This is a genomic window from Enterobacter sp. JBIWA003 (assembly GCF_019968825.1).
Classification (GTDB): Bacteria; Pseudomonadota; Gammaproteobacteria; order Enterobacterales; family Enterobacteriaceae; genus Enterobacter; species Enterobacter quasiroggenkampii.
Map to the genome: position 1 here is coordinate 4,029,114 of NZ_CP074170.1, position 20,146 is coordinate 4,049,259.

A 20,146-nucleotide genomic window follows, 5' to 3' on the forward strand; every position below is an offset into this window, starting at 1 on the left:
CGTTCAGAGGGACTCAAATATCGCGCCCAGCCCGCTTCGGCGTTCCGTGCGGGTGGCTATCGCCTGCACCAGCACGCGTTCATCGGTATACAGCGACAGGCGCTGACGCGCGCGCGTAATGGCGGTATAGATCAGCTCGCGGGTAATGACGGGGGAAAGCTGCGTGGGCAGGATCAGCGCCGCGTGGTTAAACTCGGACCCCTGGGATTTATGCACCGTCATCGCCCAGGCGGTTTCATGCTCGGGCAAACGGCTGGGCTGGAAAGACTTCACGCTCCCGTCCGGCATCTGGAACCAGACGCGCAGCCCCTGGCCGCAGTCGAGCGCAATCCCGATGTCCCCGTTAAAGAGCCCCAGCGCGCTGTCGTTGCGGGAAATCATCACCGGCCGCCCTTCATACCAGCGCGAGTGCGGGGTACGGTTAATTTTGCGTTTTTGCGCCAGCAGCTGTTCAAGCCTGTCGTTCAGGCCCCGGACGCCAAAGGGACCTTCCCTCAGCGCACAGAGCAGCTGATATTCACCAAACGCGGCAATGACCTGCTCCGGCGGACGCTGCTGTTGTACCCCCGTCAGAAAGTGCTGATACCCTTGCAGGGCATCATCCAGCATCGCCTGATACGCCTCTCCGCTTTCCAGCGATTTTTTCTCAATATCCGTAAAGGTTCCGGCAAACACCGCGGAGGTGGCGTGCCTGTCTCCCCGGTTTACGGCCGCCGCAAGCTGGCCGATGCCGGAATCGCTGCCGAAACGGTAGCTTTTCTGCAGCAGACACAGGCTGTCGCGCAGCGCGCCCGCAAGCGAGTGGCTTTCAGAGGTGAGCGTACATCCGGTGAGACGGGCGAGCTCCTGGGCGCGTTCAGCGGTATACCCCAGGCTGGCATAGGTGCAGATATCGCCCAGTACGGCCCCCGCCTCCACGGAGGCAAGCTGGTCACGATCGCCGAGAAAAATGACGCGCGCGTGCGGCGGTAGCGCATCAATCAAACGCGACATCATCGTCAGGTCAATCATCGACGCTTCATCCACCACCAGCACGTCAAGATGCAGCGGATTACCGGCATGGTAGCGCAGACGCTGGCTACCTGGCTGAGCGCCAAGCAAACGGTGCAGCGTGCTGGCTTCGTTGGGGAAAAGCGCAAGCTGCTCCCGGGTAAGCGGCAGCTTTTGCAACGCGCCGCCCAGCGACTCCGTCAGACGCGCCGCCGCTTTACCGGTGGGGGCCGCCAGGCGAATACGGCACTTTTGCTCACCCGAGAGCTGAATCAGCGCGGCAAGCAGTTTTGCCACGGTGGTCGTTTTCCCGGTGCCCGGACCGCCTGAAATCACCGAGATCCGTCGCGTTAAGGCCACGGCTGCCGCCACTTTCTGCCAGTCTGTCGCCTCGTCAGAGGAAAACAGCGTATCCAGCGTTTGCCGGAGGCGCGTTTCATCGCAGGGAAGCGGGGCGTTGGTCTCGCTGAAAAAGCGCGCCACCGTCAGTTCGTTACGCCACAGCCGGTTAAGATACAAACGCTCGCCGACCAGAATCATTGGCGTCCCGGTATCGGCTCCGCTCACGGCAGGCGAACGGAGTAGTATCGCCTGCCAGTCCACGGCGTCACCCAGCAGCGCGAAACACGCCTGTAAAGCCGGAGGCATTTTCTCATCCACCGCCAGACGCGACAGCGGCAGACATACGTGCCCCTCCCCAGCGTCTTTGCTCAGAATGGCGGCGGCAAGCATGACGGCAGGCTCCTCGCCTGCCACCATCATGGCAAACTGCACGTCCAGGTGGCGCAGTAATCGTTGTTCAACGGCGTCCAGCAGTAGCGCCTGCATCGTCATGCCACCTCCTCCGTGCCTGCAGCAAACAGGTTATCCATTTTTTCAATCAGTTCCACAGCCGGACGCGTGCTAAAGACGCCGGAACGTGGGTCGTTGGCATCCACGCCGCGCAAGAACAGGTAAATCACGCCGCCAAAATGCGCGTCGTAACGGTAATCGGCAATACGATGGCGCAGGTAACGGTGCAGCGCCAGGGTATAAAGCTGGTACTGCAGATCGTAGCGATGCATTTGCATAGCCGACGCCATCGCCTGTTGGGTATAGGCTTCGCTGTTTTCGCCCAGCCAGTTCGATTTGTAATCCAGCAGGTAGTAGCGCCCTTCGTGGCGGAAAACAAGGTCGATAAAGCCTTTTAGCATCCCCTGCACCTGGCGGAAGTTCAGCGGCGGGCATCCGGCGGATAACGGATCGTACTCGCGGATCAACGCATCAAGCGCCTCGGCCCTGAGCGGGCTGGCGATGGGGAGGTAAAACTCCATCTCCACCTGCTTATCTTTGGCGGTCAACTGGCTAAGCGAGATCCCCTGCGCGGTGAGCGGAGCATGCAGAACCGCGCGGATCCAGTCGGTGAGAACCGGCTGCCATTGCGCGTCGTAACCACCGCTCTGTAACATCTTTAGCACCCACTCTTCGGAAACCGGCTGGGTAAAATCCAGTTCTTCAAACAGGCTGTGCAAAAACGTGCCCGGCGAGGCGCCGCGCGGGAACTGGTGCGGCGTCAGCACCGGCTCAACGGGTACGCTACCGGCGCCTGCGGCATCCACGTCCAGTTTTGGCATCAGATCCTGCGCAATACTCTGCCCGTGCTGCTGTAAGCCGGAGTAGCTGGTCACGCGCCAGTCGTCCGCAATCGTGCGTACCACCCGACGGGCATGGAGATCTGACTCGTGCGGCTCCGGCATGTGCCAGCGGCTGTTGTCGGGCAGCGAAGGAATATGCAGGGCAACATGCTCAGAGCATAGGGATTCGATGCACTGGCGCAGGCCCGCCGCGTCTTTGGGTTCACCCTGCTGAATAAGCCGCCCCAGCGCGCTCAGATGAAAATCGCTCTCCCCGCTCTTTTCGCCCCGACGCCGGAACAGCGGCGCAACACCCAGGCTGCAGTGCCAGACCGAGCGGGTTAGCGCCACGTAGAGCAGGCGTAAATCTTCCGCCAGACGTTCGGCCTCTGCCAGCTCAACGCTGGACTCCGCGTTGCTGAGATCGAGCACCGCCTCAAAAGACTCGCGATCGTGGTAAAAAGCCTGATCCTGCACGCGGTAATTGGCGATAAACGGCAGCCAGACCAGCGGATATTCCAGACCTTTCGACTTGTGAATGGTGACGATCTGCACCAGATGTTTATCACTCTCGAGGCGCATCTGCTGGCTGGAGGAATTGCTGTTCGGATCGGCAATCTGCTGCGCCAGCCAGCGCACCAGGGCGTGCTCGCTCTCCAGCTGCGTACCCGCTTCCTGCAAGAGTTCGCTGATGTGTAAAATATCGGTCAAACGCCGCTCGCCACCTGCGGTAGCCAGCATATTCTCCGCAATGTGGCGCTGAGCCATGAACTCGCGCACCATCGCCATCACGCCGCGCTTCTGCCATTTTTCGCGATACCGCACAAACTCCTCTACCACGGCATCCCACGCGGCTTCGTCATTGTTGAGGGTATCAATATCGCGCGCGTTCAGTCCGAGCATCGCACTGGCTAATGCGCTGCGCAATGTACTTTCCCGCTCCGGGGCCAGTACGGCCTGGAGCAGCCATAACATCTCCTGCGCCTCAAGCGTTTCAAAGACGCTGTCACGGTTCGAGAGGTAGACGGAGGGGATATTCAGTAACGTCAGGGCGTCGCGGATGAATGAGGCCTCCTGACGGCTGCGCACCAGAACCGTAATATCCGATGCCTTTACCGGGGCGGGGTTATCCCCCTTCCACAGCAGCGCCTCACCCCGCGCCCCGGCACTGAGCCAGTCACGGATTTGCGCGGCACAGTGCTGGGCCATGGCATTTTGATAGTCGGCAACGCCGCAGCCTTCCCCATCCAGCAGCCAGAAGTTCATGGCAGGCTGCGTCACGCCGTTAAACTCGAAGCGCAGCGAGGCATTTTTCGGGGCAAATTTTACCGGCTGAAACGGGATCTCCCGGAACATAAACGCCGTATCCATACGGCTAAACAGCGCGTTGACGCTTTCCACCATGCCGGGAGAGGAGCGCCAGTTAGTATCGAGCGTGTAGTGCGCGTCAACCTCGCTGCGGGCTTTCATATAGGTGAAAATATCCGCGCCGCGGAAGGCGTAGATGGCCTGTTTCGGATCGCCGATTAACAGCAGCGCGGTGTCGGGCTGCTGGCGCCAGATACGGCGGAAAATGCGGTACTGCTGAGGGTCGGTGTCCTGAAATTCATCAATCATCGCGACCGGGAAGCGGGTGCGAATCGCGGCGGCAAGCGCTTCGCCATTCTCACTGCACAGCGCCGCATCCAGGCGGCTCAGCATATCGTCGAAACCCAGTTCACCCCGGCGGCGTTTCTCGCGCGCCACGGCTTCACGAATTTCGGTCATGGCGCGGGTGATCATCAGATCGTTGAGCGTAAGGGGCTCCGCCAGCAGGGTTTCAATCGCCACAAACAGCGGATGCTCAGGCACAATGCCATCGGCTTTGGTCCGCTCAGCCAGGAAACGTTGGGAGAATTTCTCCAGCGCATCCGGGAGCTGATAGCCCCGCGTCTCTTCCTGCGCCCAGGCGCTGATCTTATCGATCCATTTTCCCTGATTGCCGCGGTTGAACTTGCGACGGTCAATCCCGGAATTTTCGATAATGGCGTCAATCTCGCCGACTGACTCCATCCATTTTTGCTTGATATCCGCAATTTTCGCGATGATTTTTTCATGCCGTGAGGCCAGGGTTTCATCTGCCGGCGGCGGGGATTTGATGACCGGCGCTTCCCCCTGCAGATAACGATCGATCGCGCGCAGCAGCGCTTCCGGGCCTTTCCAGAGCGCATGTACCGCTTCGGCGATATCACGCTGTAAGGGGTAGCAGTGGCGACGCCAGAAATCCGCGCAGGCCTGATAGCGAAGCACGGATTCATCTTCAATAAGCTGCTGTTCGAACAGCATTCCGGACTCGAACGCATTCAGGCTCAGCATGCGCTGGCAAAAACCGTGAATGGTAAAGACGGACGCTTCATCCATCTGCCGTTCAGCAAGCAGCAGCCACTGGGCGGCCTGCTGCATATCGGCAATCTCTTCCAGAAGGCTGGCGTAGAGGGGGTTATCCGTGCTCTGACGCAGACAGGCGATGCGCAGCTCGTGGATATTGGTACGAATACGGCCCCGCAGCTCCGCGGTAGCGGCCTCGGTGAAGGTGACCACCAGCAGCTCTTCCACGCTCAAAGGACGTGGAAAAGCAGCGTTGCCGCCAAGCCCTAACAGCAGGCGCAGATAGAGGGCGGCGATGGTGAAGGTTTTTCCCGTTCCCGCTGAGGCTTCAATCAATCGTTCACCCAGCAGAGGTAAACGTAAGGGATCAAGGGACTCAGCGGTATCGGTCATTCTTTCTTACTCCAGGGCATAGATTGCTGCAGCGCGCTGACGCTCTTCCAGACTTTCCAGCCTTTCGGGTTTACGTACTCCGTTTTCCCGTTCTGGCTACCGGAAACCTGAGACAGGATGGTAATACCCTGCGGCTTAATGACCGCCTGATGGAAGAAGTCGGCAACCTTCTGCGGCGTCAGCTGTTTTATCTCGGCCACTACTTTATCACGCGAATCAAATTTCAGATTACCGCGATCGAAATCTTTGCTCAGCTGCGAGGCTTCTTCACCCAGCGTCTGCGGCGGCTGCATCACCTGCGCGATGACGGCCTGCTGGATCTGGGCAAACTCTTCCGGCTTCATGGCGCGCAGTTTTGCTTCCACCTGCGGGAAGAAGGCCTGGTAACGCTGCCAGAGATACGCCGGTTGTTTATCGCTGCTTTGCAGCAGGAAACCCAGCCCCCACTGACGACCGACGTTCATGGAGAAGGCAAACACCGCGTAGCCAAGCTGCTCCTCTGTGCGTAACTGGTTATAGAACCAAGGCTGAATAATCTGTCCCAGCACGGCGCTCTGCGCTGAACTGGCGAATTCATCGTAGCCCGTTGGCACAAAGACCGCGGCCAGCGCGGAATCCGTGCTGTTGCCCGCCTTTTCAAAAATCACATTCTGTTTTTTCTCAACCAGCACGTCCTGGTTGCGGCACCACTCGTCGCCTTTAGAGCCGAGCTGAGTGCGAACATTCTCCGCCAGGGTTTTGGCCTGCTCCTCACTCATGTTGCCGACGATCAGGAACTCCGGACGCGTGTTGCTTTTCAGCGCATCGCGGTACGCGAGCACGTCTTTTAAGGAGATGGAAGGCAGCAGCGCGCGGCGATCCTCACGCTGGAAATAAGGAACCTGTGACAGCATTTGCGCCGGCATAAGCGCCAGATCGTAAGCCTTGCCCTTCTCGGCAGAGTCCATCATCTGGGCATACCAGGATTTAGCCTGCTCAAGCTGCTCTTCCGTCGGCGTGTAGCTGAAGTAGCCCTCCAGCAGGGCCTGGAACAGCTGAGGCAAGCGCTGGGTATAGCCGTTTGCATTAAGCATCAAACCGTTATTGGCGTTGGTGGAGAAGCTGATCCCGCCCACGGCGGCCTGGTTGCTAAGCTGATCGAGCGCGATACCGGCGAGATAGTCATTGAGCGCGAACATCACCTGATTTTTGGCGCTGTTCATGGCTTTCGGGTTACGCAGCACCACGCTGACATCGGCTTTAGGCTCACTGGCGAAATAGCGGCTTGGGGTATACACGACGCGCAGCGTTGGCTCATCAATGATGAGTTCCGGGTGCGGGTAATCTTTCGTTGTTTTGATCAGCGAGAAGTCATCCGGAATATAGGGGTTCAGCTCCGGCAACTTCAACGCAATCTCCCCGGCCTTTTTCTGCCAGTCGGCGAAGGTCTGAGCGCTGATTTTATCCACCTGATAAGGGGCATCGACAAAATACGCCGTCTTGTTATGCGGTTCGTTCGGACTGATGTACCAGATGCGGGCATTCTCCGGCGTCATCATCGCCAGGCGGGCTTTTACCGCCCCGGCATCGTACCGGTCGGCAATATTCACCGCGTCGAGAGTATGTTCCACCGGCACGCGGATCATGGTATCCGCCAGCCACTCCACATAGTCCATGTCGCGGGTGATGGACGGGTAGCGGAAATCAAGATCCAGCACGTGCGCGAGTTCATCAAAATAGCGCTTATCGACGCCTTTTTCGCGCAGTAAAGCGAGGTAGCTAAAGATAGCCGCCACGACTTCATCGCGGTTGGCCTGTCCCTTGTCAGTCAGGGTCGCGGAGATCGCCAGCACGCCGCTATTGCCGTTCACAACCGGATCGGAGTCGGCGCGAATGCCTTCCGCCAGCCCCTGCTTTTGCAGCCAGTCAGACAGCGTACCCGGGCTACGGTTACCAATCAGGTAGGTGACCAGCTCATCGGTTTTACTGCGAAACTGCGCCGTATTGTTATCAATGCGGAATTCCACGCGCAGCACTTTACGCGGCATAGCAGGAACGTAGTGGATCACGATGCCTTTTTGCGCGTCAGTGACCACCGGAACGGTGATTTGCGGCAGGTCGATATTTTTATTCGGCACCCGGCCAAAGGTTTTGGCCGCCATGCCTGCCAGCTCTGGCAACGGTTTATTGCTGTAGATGACCGCTTTCATCAGATTGGCGGAGTAGTATTTATCGCGAAACGCGTGCAGGGCATCCAGCACCGGGCTGTTCGGTTTGTCGCTCAAGGTTTCCAGGTTACCACCGGAGAAGCGCGAACCCGGGTGCGCAGGGTTGATGGTTTCGGCGCTGACCTGCGCCATGCGCATACCGTCTCGTGTGCGGGCCATGGTGAGCTCGGCATTCACCGCATTGCGTTCACGCTCGGCGTATTTTTTATCCAGCAACGGCGCGGCGATGGAATCAGCGAGGCGATCGACCGCCCCTTCCAGCGCATCATTTTCAACTTCGAGATAAAAGGCCGTGCGGTACGGCGCCGTACTGGCATTGTGGCTGCCGCCATGCATCTTCAGAAATTCGGACAGGCTATCTGGCTGCGGGTATTTTTTTGACCCCATCAGCGTCATATGTTCCAGATAGTGCGCAAGACCAGGATGAGCGTCAGGATCTTCCAGCGACCCAACCGGCACCACTAATGCCGACAGGGATTTCACCGCCTGCGGGTCGGAAACCAGCAGCACGGTCATCCCGTTATCAAGGCGAATAGCCTGATATTGACGGGTATCCTTTTCGCTCTTACGGATAGTTTCCTGAACGGGTTGCCAACCGGAGTCTGCGTGAGTGACGGGCGCCCAAAGGGCAATAAACAAAACAAACGCTTTAAACAAGGTGCTGCCTGGCATTACGACCTCTTTATCACGGCTACATCATTAACAAACTGCTTGCTGGACACGCCAACATCTCTTTCTTTGGGTACATCAGTCCGTGATAAGAAATGCATCATAAATGAACACCCTTATCTGCGCAATTTTTATACAGCGCTCAGGACTGATTAAATTTAAACAACGGCAGCAGGTAGCGCTGCGCCTCTTCCGTGATAGCCTCCAGGTATTCTGGCTCGAGCGTTCGCCACAAACGCTGATACCAGACATCATCCCCTTCGCCCCGCACCATCATGTTTCCTTCGTAGGCCTGCATAAATTTGCTGCGTGCTTTCTGCAGCGAAGCCTCATCCGTTAACATCGCATCATTCTGCGCGTCATAACAGGCTTTTATCCAGGCGCCGCCACTTTCCGGCAGTAACAGGAGCGGTTTGTTCATTCCCTGGCGGTAGCCCTCAATGTACAAAGAGAGATACCCTAACGCCTGCTCGGCTTCCATCGGCGGGAAGCGCCACTCGCCCTCTTTGCGCACGAAAATCCGGCTTTCACCTTTATGCCCTCCCGCACTGTAGACAAGATGTTCGAGCCAGAGTTGCAAACCCTGGGAAACGCTGAGTATAGAGGGCCGCCAGCGCAGCAGCCCATCCGGCTGAACCTGGGTTAACCAGCCCGTGAGCTGTACCCCGTTGCAGTTGAGATCGATTTCAATACTTTTCCCTGGCTGTCGGCACGCTCGTACGCGCTCTGCCAGGGCGGTCATCTCCTGACACTGCGCCTCCCAGACGATCTCCCCAAACGCTCCGTAAGGCAGTTGCCCTGCAGCACGGTAGCGGCGGTAAAGTTTGTCGGCATCCTCCTCTTCAACCAGCGCATTCAGCAGCTGCAGATTTAACTGATAGCGCTCCAGACCTTCCAGCGTAAACGGCTCTGCCTCAGGAATTTCGCTCTCTTCAGAGCGGAAGTTGACCTGCAGTCGTTGCTGGAAAAAGGCGCGCACCGGATGCGCCCAAAACCGCTGAAGCTGCTCGAAGGTCAGAGTGTCGATAGGGCGCGGGTCAAGTTCCTGAATGAAATCGGTATGCGCATTCCCCTCCTTTTTCGCCGCCGGCAACCACTCAAGGGCGTAGCTCTGGCGCTCGCTGGCAATATAGTTCACCGGGTCAAACGGCATGCGGCTGTGGAAACAGGTGATATGGGCTTTCACCCTCTGCTCGCTCTCATCACAGTTGCGCTCCTCATCTCCCGGTAGGTAGTGGCTCTGGCCGATATAGTCCACCAGCTCCTGCACCAGTACGGAGGGGAAACGCTCGCTGTTGTCCTGAATGGAACGACCGATATAGCTGATATAGAGCTTACTCTGCGCGGAAATGAGCGCTTCCAGGAAGAGGTAGCGGTCATCATCACGGCGGCTACGATCGCCCCGTTTTGGGTTTGCGCTCATCAAGTCGAACCCCAGCGGCGGCAGCGCGCGCGGATACACACCGTCGTTCATGCCAAGCAGGCAGACCACCCTAAACGGGATAGAACGCATGGGCATCAGGGTGCAGATATTGACAGGACCCGCCAGGAAACGCTGGCTAATTCGCTCCTGGTCAAGCCGCTGCGTCAGCTCATCCCGCAACAGCGAGAGCGGGATGGCCTCGTGGTAGTAGGAATTCACGCCTTCGTCGATGATAGCCTGCCACTGGGTTTCAATGAGCGCCATGGCCGCTTCGGTGTCATTGTCCGGCAGGAAGAAATCATTGAGTAACGCCCTGCAGACCGGGAGCCATTCTTCAAGTGGACGCGGCTGCAACAGCGCATATCGCCAGCGGTTAAGCTGCATTAATAGCGATGCTAAATGCCCCACCAGCTCAGCAATTAACCCGCTGGACTCATCGTAAGGCAGCACCTCATTCCACTCGCCCTGGCTGCTTTCCATGGCATAGCCCAACAGCATACGCGTCAGGCCAAATCGCCAGGTGTGCTGCCCTGTAGGGGGAAGCTCGAATTCCTGAACGTTATCGTCATCGATCCCCCATCGTACGCCAGACTCGTTAACCCACTGACGAAGGTAGCGCAGCCCCTCTTCATTGATGTTGAAGCGTGCAGCCAGCACGGGAACATCCAGCAACGCCAGGACATCTTCGGAGATAAACCGGCTATCCGGCAGTGACAGGAGAGTGATAAACGCCTGCAATACCGGATGCGACTGGCGGGCACGACGGTCAGATATCGCGTAAGGCAGGTATCGCTCGCCCGTCGCGCTGCCAAAAACGGCCTGAATAAAGGGACTGTAGCTGTCGATATCCGCCACCATCACTACGATATCGCGTGGCGTCAGGTCGGGATCTTCCTGCAGCATCGCCAGCAGCTGGTCGTGAAGCACTTCGACCTCACGCTGCGGGCTGTGGCAAACGTGGATCGTGATGCTGCGATCGTCAGGATCCAGTTTTCGCTTATTGTCGCTGCGTTCGAACTCGTTCGCCGTCACACCCATGACGGCACGGTTTTCCAGATCCAGAATATCTAACTGGATATTATGCAGCAGGCTGTCCGGGGCGATCTCAACAAAGGCATCCACGTCACCTTCACCTGAGGAAGTGATGTCTGAAAGCATGTGAATGTAGTCACGCCCCAGCTTTCCCCATGAGGCAAGCAGCGGATTGGGCAGGTTCTGAATACCGTCTTCATCGAAAAGCTGCCCGGCCGTCGAGCCGTCTTTAAACAGCGGGATGGATCGTTCTTCAAAAAGGCGTTTTCGTTGGCGGGTCACCAGCCGTGCCAGCCAGCGTTCGTCGAGGATATCCCCCCAGTACTGTCGGCAAGGGTTGGTAAACAAAATATGGATATCAATATGTTTACCCAGCGCATTCAACGCTTTCAGATAGACAGGGGGTAATGCGGATATTCCGCAGATAAATACGCGTGACGGCAGTCGGGCCGGGCGCTCCGACGCATTTTCAAGTATCGAGATAAACCGATCGTAGAGATTGGCACGGTGCCACTTAGGCTGGCCCAGTTTCTCCGTATGCTCTACCAGGGCTTTCCACAGCGGGGCCTGCCATATTTGCGCCTCCGGCAGGCCTTCAACCAACTCGCCCGCTTCCCAACGAATTAACCAGTCAGAGCGATAAACAAGGTATTGGTCGTAGAGATCGGCGGTGCGCGACGCCAGCTGGAACAGCTTGCGCTTGTCGGTATCGTCATTGAGGTAGTGACGCAGCATGGCAAATTCATCGTGCTGCAGCATTTCCGGCAGCAGCGCCATCAGCTTCCAGCTCATGGCCTGCTTGTTGAACGCGCTCTGCTCCGGGATATCCGGCAACACGCGGACAAACATCTCCCAGATGAAGCTCGCCGGCAGCGGAAAATCAATATTCGCGGCAATACCAAACTTGCGGGAAAGCGACATTTGCAGCCACTGTGCCATACCGGTGCTCTGCACCAGCACCATTTCAGGCTCAAAAGGATCGTCAAGCCGCTCGCGCTCAACGATAAACTCCATCAGTGCTTCCAGCACATCCAGACGATTTGAGTGGTAGACCCTTAACATAGACGCTCCCGACTACTGGCTAACCGGGCAATGCAGACGCGTTAACTCACCGCGCCGCCCCAGAGGAGAAATAAGTGTAACCGTGATGCTGACACATCCTGCGAGCGTTGTCTGCCCCCGACGGGCCTGCCAGCCTGCAGGAAGAACATTTGTTGAGAGCTGAGACTGGTTCCAGGCATGGTGCCAGAGCTGGCGATACTGGTTAAATGCGGTGAACCGCGCCGCCAGCGCCCGGTGATACCCCGACAGTGCGGTCACGACCACCACCAGCAGCATCATCGCCAGCAGGACCTCAACCATGCTAAACCCTTTTTCTCTGCTCACGGCAACTGACATAACGCGCTCTCCTTAAGGGGACAAAAATCGCTCCAGCCGTGAGGCGAAAAGCGAACGTTCCCGTCGACGATCTCTCCTGCGCGCCAGAGCAGCAGGTCGTTGCCGCTGGCTATCAGTAGTACACGCGCCTCACTCAGTTGACGCAAACACACTCGCCATGTCGATGTCGTTTTGCACTGGATTTGTAGCTCTGGTGCCCAGCGCTGAACACGTCCCCACTCAAGCGCGGACTGTACCGTCGCCTGCTGCTGAAGCGAGCGGCTCTCACCGCCAACGAGCGCACTGAACGTTGTGACCTGCTGGTTTAGCCCCGTCAGGATCAGGGTACCGAGCACCAGTAAAAGCAGAACCAGCGCCAGCGAAGATATCCCGCGTTGACGGCTCACAGGTTATACCCCGTGACCGTATACAACGCCTGCCAGGGTTCTCCTTTATCGCCTTTACGTCTCGCGGCCAGTTCGATATTTACCTCTGGCGCAAAACCGGCATGTTCCACTTTCCTCACGACAAAATACGCGATCGCAAGCCTGTCCGGGTCCGTGAGCTTTTCCCACCCTTTTCCTTCACACGACGTCGCGCCACGCAGGGTTTCCAGTGCCCCCGATTCCAGACGAAAACCGGTGCTGTCATTTTCTGATGCGCTGCTATCCCAGCGACCGTTACTGTTGGCATCCCATCGCACAATGATGCAGCTCCCCTGCCTGCCGATCGCCAGCGCCTGTCCCTGGCAATTTCCCGCGCAGTATCCCGCACGCTGAAGCTGCTTGCCGAGGGCGAACAGGTGTTGCCAGACCTCTTCTTCCAGCTCTCGCTGGCCAGATTGCAGTAGTACGGCCCGCTGTAGCCCGGGTAAAAAACGCGATGCGCTTATCAGCAAAAGGCTGCTCATCGCCGTGGCAATCAACACTTCTGTCAGTGAGAAACCGCACTGCCTCATCAACATGAACCTCCCTCAGAGACCTGACACATCCTGATGCGTCCTCCATTTGAGACAATAATCAACCATTCTCCAGCACGGCTTTGAACGCTTATCCGCCCCGCCCATGCCGTATCCCGTAATCCGTAGAACCCGAGGGACGGCGTGACCTCACCGATCGTGACCTCAGGCCAGAGTGGAATCAGCACAAAGGGACTGTCCTTTTCACAGCCTTGCACGGCAGAGCTCGCCAGACAGTCCCGGTCCCCCATCCGCTGACGGGTAATTTGATGGTCGCGGTTGTGGCGGTTGGCATGGTTGCGCAGAAACAGCAGGTAATCTCGCACCTGGCTGGCGGTTTGCCACAGCCGCTGCTGCCGTTGCCAGCTGTCCCAGCCGTACAGACCGGAGGCGCTAAGGATGACGACAAGCGAAACGGCGACCAGCGTTTCGATAAGCGTAAAACCGTTCTCTTTTTTCATACCGGGAGTGTGGCGAAGCGCCGTGGACATGACGAGCATCGGATCCTCGTTTTACGAGACGTCATCCGGAGAAGTGGGAGAGTTGCAGCGCGTTGCACGCTTTCTGGATAGCGCTTCGGGAAACGGGAGAAAGGCGAAAAAAAACCGGCGCTAAACAGCACCGGTTGTGTCAGGCTTTATCGCATCAGATCGCGACGGGCGCTTTGATGCCCGGGTGCGGGTCGTAGCCCTCAATCTCGAAATCATCAAAGCGGTAATCGAATATTGATGCCGGTTTGCGTTTGATAATCAGCTTCGGCAGCGCACGCGGTTCGCGGGTCAGCTGGAGATGCGTCTGTTCCATATGGTTGCTGTAGAGATGGGTATCCCCACCGGTCCAGACGAAATCGCCCACTTCCAGGTCGCACTGCTGCGCCATCATGTGAACTAACAGCGCATAGCTGGCAATATTAAACGGCAAGCCGAGGAACACGTCACAGGAGCGCTGATAGAGCTGGCAGGAGAGTTTTCCATCCGCCACATAGAACTGGAAGAACGCGTGGCACGGTGCCAGCGCCATTTTATCCAGCTCGCCGACGTTCCAGGCGGAAACGATGATGCGGCGCGAGTCCGGATCGTTTTTCAGCTGGTTCATCACGGTGGTGATCTGGTCAATATGGCGGCCATCAGGCGTGGGCCATACGCGCCACTGCTTGCCGTAAACCGGGCCCAGATTGCCGTTTTCATCTGCCCATTCGTCCCAGATTGAGACGTTATTTTCGTGCAGATACGCAACGTTAGTATCGCCTTGCAGGAACCAGAGCAGTTCATGAATGATCGAGCGCAGATGGCAGCGCTTTGTCGTCACCAGCGGGAAGCCTTCCTGCAGATTGAAGCGCATCTGGTGGCCAAAAATGGAGAGCGTACCGGTACCGGTGCGGTCGTTTTTCGGCGTGCCCTCATCGAGCACTTTTTTCATCAGTTCAAGATACTGTTTCATGGTTCCTCAGGAAATCTGTTGCTGTGGACGACGACGATACGCCCAAATCATCATAATGGCACCCGCGACAATCATCGGAATGGAGAGGATCTGCCCCATGCTGATGTACTGTACCCACTCGCCGGTAAACTGTGCGTCCGGCTGGCGGAAGAATTCGACGATGATGCGGAATGCACCGTAGCCAATCAGGAACAGGCCGGAGACAGCCCCCATCGGGCGCGGTTTGCGGATAAACAGGTTGAGGATGATAAACAGCACCACGCCTTCCAGCGCCAGCTCGTACAGCTGAGACATATGGCGCGGCAGCACGCCGTAGGTATCGAAAATGGACTGCCACTCAGGATGCGACGGCAGCAGCGCCATGTCTTCCGCGCGCGAGCCCGGGAACAGCATGGTAAAGGAAACGCTCGGGTCGACGCGGCCCCACAGCTCACCGTTGATGAAGTTGCCCAGACGGCCCGCCCCGAGACCAAACGGGATCAGCGGCGCGATAAAATCGGACACCTGGAAGAAGTTGCGTTTGGTGCGTTTGGCAAAAATCACCATCACCAGGATCACCCCAATCAGACCGCCGTGGAAGGACATGCCGCCGTCCCAGACGCGGAACAGATAGAGCGGATCGTTCAGGAATACCGGGAAGTTATAGAACAATACGTACCCAATACGGCCACCGAGGAACACGCCGAGGAAGCCCGCATACAGCAGGTTTTCAACTTCGTTTTTAGTCCAGCCGCTGCCAGGACGGCTGGCGCGACGACCCGCGAGCCACATGGCAAAAATGAAGCCCACCAGGTACATCAGACCGTACCAGTGAAGCGAAACAGGTCCTACTGAGAAAATGACCGGATCAAATTCCGGAAAATGCAGATAACCACTGTTCATCTGTCACCACAAGATGTTGTTATTCCGCTGAAAGTGGACAGCGGTAGAAATGCGATTCTGCCGTAAGCAGAGGCTCCAAAGTTGCGAATCATAGCATAAGGCGGGCGCGGAGGATGCGCCAGAGATGTAAAAGATGTGTATAGGGTTTTATGCGCGCTTGTGCCCTCACCTCGCCCCTCTCCCTGTGGGAGAGGGAGAAAGGCTTTAGCGGCCGCCGCGGATCAGACCGCCCATACCGCGTCGTTCCATAAACGCCGCGACCTGATGACGGACCTCCGCTGCCAGCTGCGCCTCAAGGCTGCGTTCTGCCAGCTCGCGGGCATCATCGATGTCGATATGCCGCAACAGGTATTTCACGCGAGCAACAGCGCGACCGTTCATCGACAGATGGCGGTATCCCAGACCAATCAGGATCGCAACGCACATGGAATCCCCGGCCATTTCACCACACAGGCGTAAATCAATGCCGTACTGCTCCGCTTCTCGGGCAATCATCGCTAAGGCGCGAATAATCGCCGGATGCAGGCTATCGTAGATACTGGCGACGCGGGTATTGTTACGGTCGACGGCCAGAATATATTGCGTCAGGTCGTTGGTGCCGACCGAGATAAAATCAACGCGGTTTGCCAGTTGCGGCAGCATAAAGACCATCGAAGGCACTTCAAGCATGACCCCAATCCGCGGTTTCGGGATCGCATAGCCGATCATCTCTTCCACTTCACGGCCAGCACGTTCGATCAGTCGCCGGGACTCGTCGATCTCATCGATGCTGGTGACCATCGGCAGCAGGATGCTGAGATTGCCCGTCGCCGCGTTAGCGCGCAGCATCGCGCGCACCTGGATCAGGAAGATCTCCGGCTGATCGAGCGTAATGCGGATCCCACGCCAGCCCAGGCACGGGTTTTCTTCGCTGATCGGCATATAGGGCAGCTGTTTATCCGCCCCGACGTCCAGGGTTCGCAGGGTGACTGGTTTGTCGTTAAACATCTGCAGCATGCCCTGATACTGCGCCACCTGCTCCTCTTCAGAGGGGAAACCGCTCTGCAGCATGAACGGGATTTCAGTACGGTACAGGCCAATCCCGTCGATGCGGCTGCCCAGCTTCTCTTCGTGCTCGGGGCTTAAACCGGCGTTGAGCATGACTTTGATCCGCTCACCGCTCTTAAGCTGGGCGGGCAGGTTAACGTCATCTTCCGCCAGCTTGCTTAATTCATTCTCTTCGCTGATAAGACGCTGGTATTCCTGGAGCAGAACCGGCTCAGGATCGACCAGCAGCTCACCGCGATAGCCGTCGACCACCAGCGTACGTCGGTGCAGCACCGACGGCTGAATGTCCGCCCCCATAACGGTAGGGATGCCCAGCGCGCGCACCATAATAGCGGCGTGTGAGTTGGCGGCACCATCGCGCACCACCACACCGGCCAGCCTGTCCTGCGGCAGTTCAGCCAGCGTCGTTGCCGAAAGTTCGTCGGCGACCAGAACAAACCGTTTTGGCCAGGCATTCGGGCCCTGAATGGTGTCATCAAGATGGAACAGCAGGCGCTGCCCCAGAGCGCGCAGATCCCCTGCCCGCTCTTTCAGGTAACCGTCGGTCAGCGCCGCAAACTGGTCGGCAAATTTTTCGATGACCTTCTTAACCGCCCACTCTGCGACCGAGCCTTTATCCACTTCCGCAAAAAGCTCACGACGCAGACGCGCATCGGAAAGCAGGTGCGAATAGAGGTCGAAGATGGCCGCCGTCTCTTTTTGCGCGCCTGCGGCAAAACGCTTGCTGTAACGACGAAATTCATTCGCCGCCTCTTCCAGCGCGGCGGTGAGACGCTCGCGCTCAAGCGCTTCATCAAGCGTTGAGGCTTCGTAAACCTGCTCCATTAACGGCAGCGTGGCGTCCATCCAGCCTTCAGCGATCGCCACACCTGGCGATGCCGGAAGGGCACGAATGCGCGTATGGCGATACTGACCAAAGAGCGCGGCAAGCTGAGACTGAGAGAGGATCGCCGCCATCTGCGTGGCCAGCGTGACGAGGAAAGACTCCTCGCTTTCGTCGTACTGACGTAGCTCACGCTGCTGGACAACCAGCACGCCGAGCAACTGGCGACGCTGGATAATCGGCACGCCAAGGAAAGCGCGGAAGCGCTCTTCTTTTACGGAGGGGATGTATTTAAAGCTGGGGTGTTTTTGCGCGTCAGCAAGGTTAATGGGTTCAGCCAGTCGCCCAACCAGACCCACGATACCTTCATCAAATGCGAGCGTAACGGTGCGTCCACGTGGTTTTTTCAAACCACGGGTCGCCATCAGGTAATAGCAGCGCCGATCGTGGTCGGCCAGATACACCGAACAGACCTCGGTCTCCATCGCAAGACAGATGTCGGTGACCAGAATATTCAACGCCTCGTTCAGACGCGGCGCGCTGGCCACCTTCTCGACTATTTCTCGCAAGCGGGTGAGCATGATTTGCGTAGCTTAACCTCTTTTACGTCGCCAGGCAGGTGCGCTCTGCGGCTTAGGCGGGATCTCCTGAAGCTGCATCACCACACTTGCAAACTCTTTCATCACCCTACGGTAAACATCACGCTTAAATGACACGACCTGACGAACAGGATACCAATAGCTCACCCAGCGCCAGCCATCAAACTCCGGCGTACTGCTGGTTTGCATATTGATGTCTGAATCGTTGCCCACCAACTGCAACAGAAACCACTTCTGTTTCTGGCCGATACAAACCGGCTTTGTGTCCCAACGCACCAAACGTTTCGGTAACTTGTAACGCAACCAGTTGCGGGTCGAAGCCAGGATGCGAACATCTTTTCGGCTCAAACCGACCTCTTCAAAAAGCTCCCGGTACATCGCTTGTTCTGGGGACTCTCCTGGATTGATCCCGCCTTGCGGGAACTGCCAGGAGTGTTGACCATATCGACGGGCCCACATCACCTGGCCCTGACGATTACAAATTACTATTCCTACGTTCGGGCGGTAGCCATCGTCATCAATCACCGGACTACCCCAAACTAAACCTTATATATGAATGATTGTTTCACACTACAGGGAGGCGGTAAACCACTCTCTTACAGGCCTGCAACCTAATAACAATTGAATAACTCACAAATAAGTGCTGAGTTATAAACAGATGAGCGACAGCGAAGGGAATTTTATTCACCTTTTCTGTGGATATAGTTGTGAAGAAGTGTCTGATTACCGATGAACAACCTCAACAACCGCCGCACACCCTCTTTTGCTCGCATTCATTAAAATGATTATATTCATAGAGTTAGATGCATTTACGTAAACAAAAAACTGAATAGCGTGACGATCGTCACACCAGGGATCGTCGTGCTGATGAAAGATCGAACAGCGTCGGTTTTATCCACAGATTGTGCCAATAAGTTAGTCACAATTTGTGTGAAAATTCGATTTTCATCGCACGTCAAGGCTGTAAATGGAAACAGTAGTCAGGGTTATGCCCAGTTATCCCATTTTTCTGTGGATAACATGGTGTAAGATCCTGTTCATTGTCAGTGACCAGATTTGAACAACCGCTTTTTCCACCCAGGCGAAACGATTTCAGACCAATAAAAAAACCTATAAATCATAGAGATGTCATATTGGTACAGAAAAAGTTAAACTCTATCCACAGGGGACAATTTCTTCGTTTATTTTTTAATCAAAAGGTTACCGTCATGCATCCGCTTACACCCTTGGGCTCACCACCGTCCAGCGAGAGCCAGTTGCTACTGCAGGCACAGCGTCTGGCCGGTTTTTCGCTTGGCGAGCTGGCAGCAATGGCCGGGCTGCCGATCCCGAAGGATCTGAAACGGGATAAAGGCTGGATCGGCATGCTGCTGGAGCTGTGGCTGGGTGCCAGCGCAGGGAGCAAACCTGAGCAAGATTTTGCAGCCCTTGGCGTGGAGCTAAAAACCATTCCTGTTGACCGCCAGGGCAAGCCGCTTGAGACCACCTTTGTCTGCGTTGCGCCATTAACCGGCAATACCGGCGTAACGTGGGAAACCAGCCACGTTCGTCACAAGCTGAAGCGCGTATTATGGGTACCGGTTGAGGGTGAACGTCAGATTCCCCTGGCCGACCGTCGCGTTGGCGCGCCGCTGCTCTGGAGCCCGGACGAGAATGAGGAGCATCAGCTGCGTCTGGACTGGGAGGAGCTGATGGACATGATTGTTCTTGGGCAGGTTGAGCGCATCACCGCCCGACACGGAGAAGTGTTACAGCTGCGCCCAAAAGCCGCCAACAGTAAAGCCCTTACCGAGGCAATCGGCGCGCAGGGTGAGCCGATACTGACGTTGCCGCGCGGTTTTTATCTCAAAAAGAATTTCACCGGCGCACTACTCGCACGTCATTTCCTGTTGAAAACATAGTTTTTTACTTATTTTGAGAGCTCTCAAACATAATCGACTGCTTTTTAAGATTTTACCGCTTCCTCAACTCGCCATATCGGGTTAATACTAGATTATGATTTGATACAAGCCAGATGAGGACGATAACGATGAAAAAATGGGCAGTATTAGTGTCAGCAGTCGGTTTAGCGTTTGCCGTATCGGGCTGTAGTAGCGATTACGTCATGGCGACAAAAGATGGTCGAATGATCCTGACCGACGGTAAACCCGAAGTCGACGATGATACCGGTCTGGTCAGCTACCGCGACCAGGAAGGCAATAAAATGCAGATCAATCGCGACGAAGTATCGCAAATTATCGAGCGATAATCAGAGAGAGGTCAGTCGCTTGCTGGCCTTTTTGATTTTTTTCTTCCCCTTTTGCTTCCCCTCTGCCATGTTTATATT

At 56.7% G+C, this 20,146-nt stretch carries 14 protein-coding genes; 2 read left to right on the forward strand and 12 right to left on the reverse strand.

All coding sequences use genetic code 11. The annotated features are described in order from the left end of the window. Positions 1-3: 3 nt before the first annotated feature. The 12 genes from recD to rppH form a co-directional block, all read right to left on the reverse strand. Entirely contained in the window at positions 4-1,824 is a 1,821-nt protein-coding gene (recD, locus tag KGP25_RS19430) for an exodeoxyribonuclease V subunit alpha (RefSeq protein ID WP_223539507.1), read from the reverse strand. After that, on the reverse strand, positions 1,821-5,363 hold the full coding sequence (recB, locus tag KGP25_RS19435; RefSeq protein WP_223539508.1) for an exodeoxyribonuclease V subunit beta: 3,543 nt from the start codon (positions 5,361-5,363) through the stop codon (positions 1,821-1,823). Before recB ends, recD begins: the two co-directional genes overlap by 4 nt. Then, on the reverse strand, positions 5,360-8,242 hold the full coding sequence (gene ptrA, locus KGP25_RS19440; protein ID WP_063622382.1) for a pitrilysin: 2,883 nt from the start codon (positions 8,240-8,242) through the stop codon (positions 5,360-5,362). Before ptrA ends, recB begins: the two co-directional genes overlap by 4 nt. A gap of 139 nt (positions 8,243-8,381) precedes the next feature. Then, positions 8,382-11,756: an exodeoxyribonuclease V subunit gamma gene (gene recC / locus KGP25_RS19445; protein ID WP_223539509.1), complete on the reverse strand. Its 3,375-nt coding sequence runs from the start codon at positions 11,754-11,756 to the stop codon at positions 8,382-8,384. A gap of 12 nt (positions 11,757-11,768) precedes the next feature. Next, the gene (locus KGP25_RS19450; protein ID WP_223539510.1) at positions 11,769-12,092 is read right to left on the reverse strand and encodes a prepilin-type N-terminal cleavage/methylation domain-containing protein; all 324 of its coding nucleotides are present in this window, start codon (positions 12,090-12,092) and stop codon (positions 11,769-11,771) included. Continuing rightward, positions 12,077-12,478 carry a DUF2509 family protein gene (locus tag KGP25_RS19455; RefSeq protein WP_223539511.1) on the reverse strand — a complete coding sequence of 134 codons (402 nt, stop codon included), beginning with the start codon at positions 12,476-12,478 and terminating at the stop codon, positions 12,077-12,079. The genes KGP25_RS19450 and KGP25_RS19455 overlap by 16 nt, the downstream gene beginning before the upstream one ends. Further along, complete coding sequence (locus KGP25_RS19460) at positions 12,475-13,035, reverse strand: prepilin peptidase-dependent protein (RefSeq protein ID WP_111967512.1); 561 nt, start codon at positions 13,033-13,035, stop codon at positions 12,475-12,477. The genes KGP25_RS19455 and KGP25_RS19460 overlap by 4 nt, the downstream gene beginning before the upstream one ends. Next, positions 13,029-13,490 carry a prepilin peptidase-dependent protein gene (locus KGP25_RS19465; RefSeq protein WP_111967523.1) on the reverse strand — a complete coding sequence of 154 codons (462 nt, stop codon included), beginning with the start codon at positions 13,488-13,490 and terminating at the stop codon, positions 13,029-13,031. The genes KGP25_RS19460 and KGP25_RS19465 overlap by 7 nt, the downstream gene beginning before the upstream one ends. Positions 13,491-13,674: 184 nt before the next feature. Continuing rightward, positions 13,675-14,469 carry a thymidylate synthase gene (thyA, locus tag KGP25_RS19470; RefSeq protein ID WP_223539512.1) on the reverse strand — a complete coding sequence of 265 codons (795 nt, stop codon included), beginning with the start codon at positions 14,467-14,469 and terminating at the stop codon, positions 13,675-13,677. Between the two features lie 6 nt (positions 14,470-14,475). Then, complete coding sequence (gene lgt, locus KGP25_RS19475; protein ID WP_048224706.1) at positions 14,476-15,351, reverse strand: prolipoprotein diacylglyceryl transferase; 876 nt, start codon at positions 15,349-15,351, stop codon at positions 14,476-14,478. 204 nt (positions 15,352-15,555) lie between these two features. After that, positions 15,556-17,802, reverse strand: coding sequence for a phosphoenolpyruvate--protein phosphotransferase (ptsP, locus tag KGP25_RS19480; RefSeq protein ID WP_032643187.1), 2,247 nt, complete (start codon positions 17,800-17,802; stop codon positions 15,556-15,558). A 12-nt stretch (positions 17,803-17,814) separates the two neighbouring features. Then, positions 17,815-18,345 (reverse strand): RNA pyrophosphohydrolase, encoded by a 531-nt coding sequence (gene rppH, locus KGP25_RS19485; RefSeq protein WP_013098553.1) that lies wholly within the window; start codon positions 18,343-18,345, stop codon positions 17,815-17,817. A 683-nt stretch (positions 18,346-19,028) separates the two neighbouring features. Here rppH and mutH point away from each other — a divergent pair. Both mutH and KGP25_RS19495 read left to right on the forward strand, forming a co-directional pair. Then, on the forward strand, positions 19,029-19,721 hold the full coding sequence (gene mutH, locus KGP25_RS19490) for a DNA mismatch repair endonuclease MutH (protein WP_045909890.1): 693 nt from the start codon (positions 19,029-19,031) through the stop codon (positions 19,719-19,721). A 128-nt stretch (positions 19,722-19,849) separates the two neighbouring features. Next, positions 19,850-20,068: a YgdI/YgdR family lipoprotein gene (locus KGP25_RS19495; protein WP_008499668.1), complete on the forward strand. Its 219-nt coding sequence runs from the start codon at positions 19,850-19,852 to the stop codon at positions 20,066-20,068. Positions 20,069-20,146: the final 78 nt, after the last annotated feature.

Bases quoted from the DNA above. Each gene is read 5' to 3' on its own strand.
- recD (WP_223539507.1), bottom strand. From the start codon at position 1,824: ATGACGATGCAGGCGCTACTGCTGGACGCCGTTGAACAACGATTACTG.
- recB (WP_223539508.1), bottom strand. From the start codon at position 5,363: ATGACCGATACCGCTGAGTCCCTTGATCCCTTACGTTTACCTCTGCTG.
- ptrA (WP_063622382.1), bottom strand. From the start codon at position 8,242: ATGCCAGGCAGCACCTTGTTTAAAGCGTTTGTTTTGTTTATTGCCCTT.
- recC (WP_223539509.1), bottom strand. From the start codon at position 11,756: ATGTTAAGGGTCTACCACTCAAATCGTCTGGATGTGCTGGAAGCACTG.
- KGP25_RS19450 (WP_223539510.1), bottom strand. From the start codon at position 12,092: ATGTCAGTTGCCGTGAGCAGAGAAAAAGGGTTTAGCATGGTTGAGGTC.
- KGP25_RS19460 (WP_111967512.1), bottom strand. From the start codon at position 13,035: ATGTTGATGAGGCAGTGCGGTTTCTCACTGACAGAAGTGTTGATTGCC.
- KGP25_RS19465 (WP_111967523.1), bottom strand. From the start codon at position 13,490: ATGAAAAAAGAGAACGGTTTTACGCTTATCGAAACGCTGGTCGCCGTT.
- thyA (WP_223539512.1), bottom strand. From the start codon at position 14,469: ATGAAACAGTATCTTGAACTGATGAAAAAAGTGCTCGATGAGGGCACG.
- lgt (WP_048224706.1), bottom strand. From the start codon at position 15,351: ATGAACAGTGGTTATCTGCATTTTCCGGAATTTGATCCGGTCATTTTC.
- ptsP (WP_032643187.1), bottom strand. From the start codon at position 17,802: ATGCTCACCCGCTTGCGAGAAATAGTCGAGAAGGTGGCCAGCGCGCCG.
- mutH (WP_045909890.1), top strand. From the start codon at position 19,029: ATGCATCCGCTTACACCCTTGGGCTCACCACCGTCCAGCGAGAGCCAG.
- KGP25_RS19495 (WP_008499668.1), top strand. From the start codon at position 19,850: ATGAAAAAATGGGCAGTATTAGTGTCAGCAGTCGGTTTAGCGTTTGCC.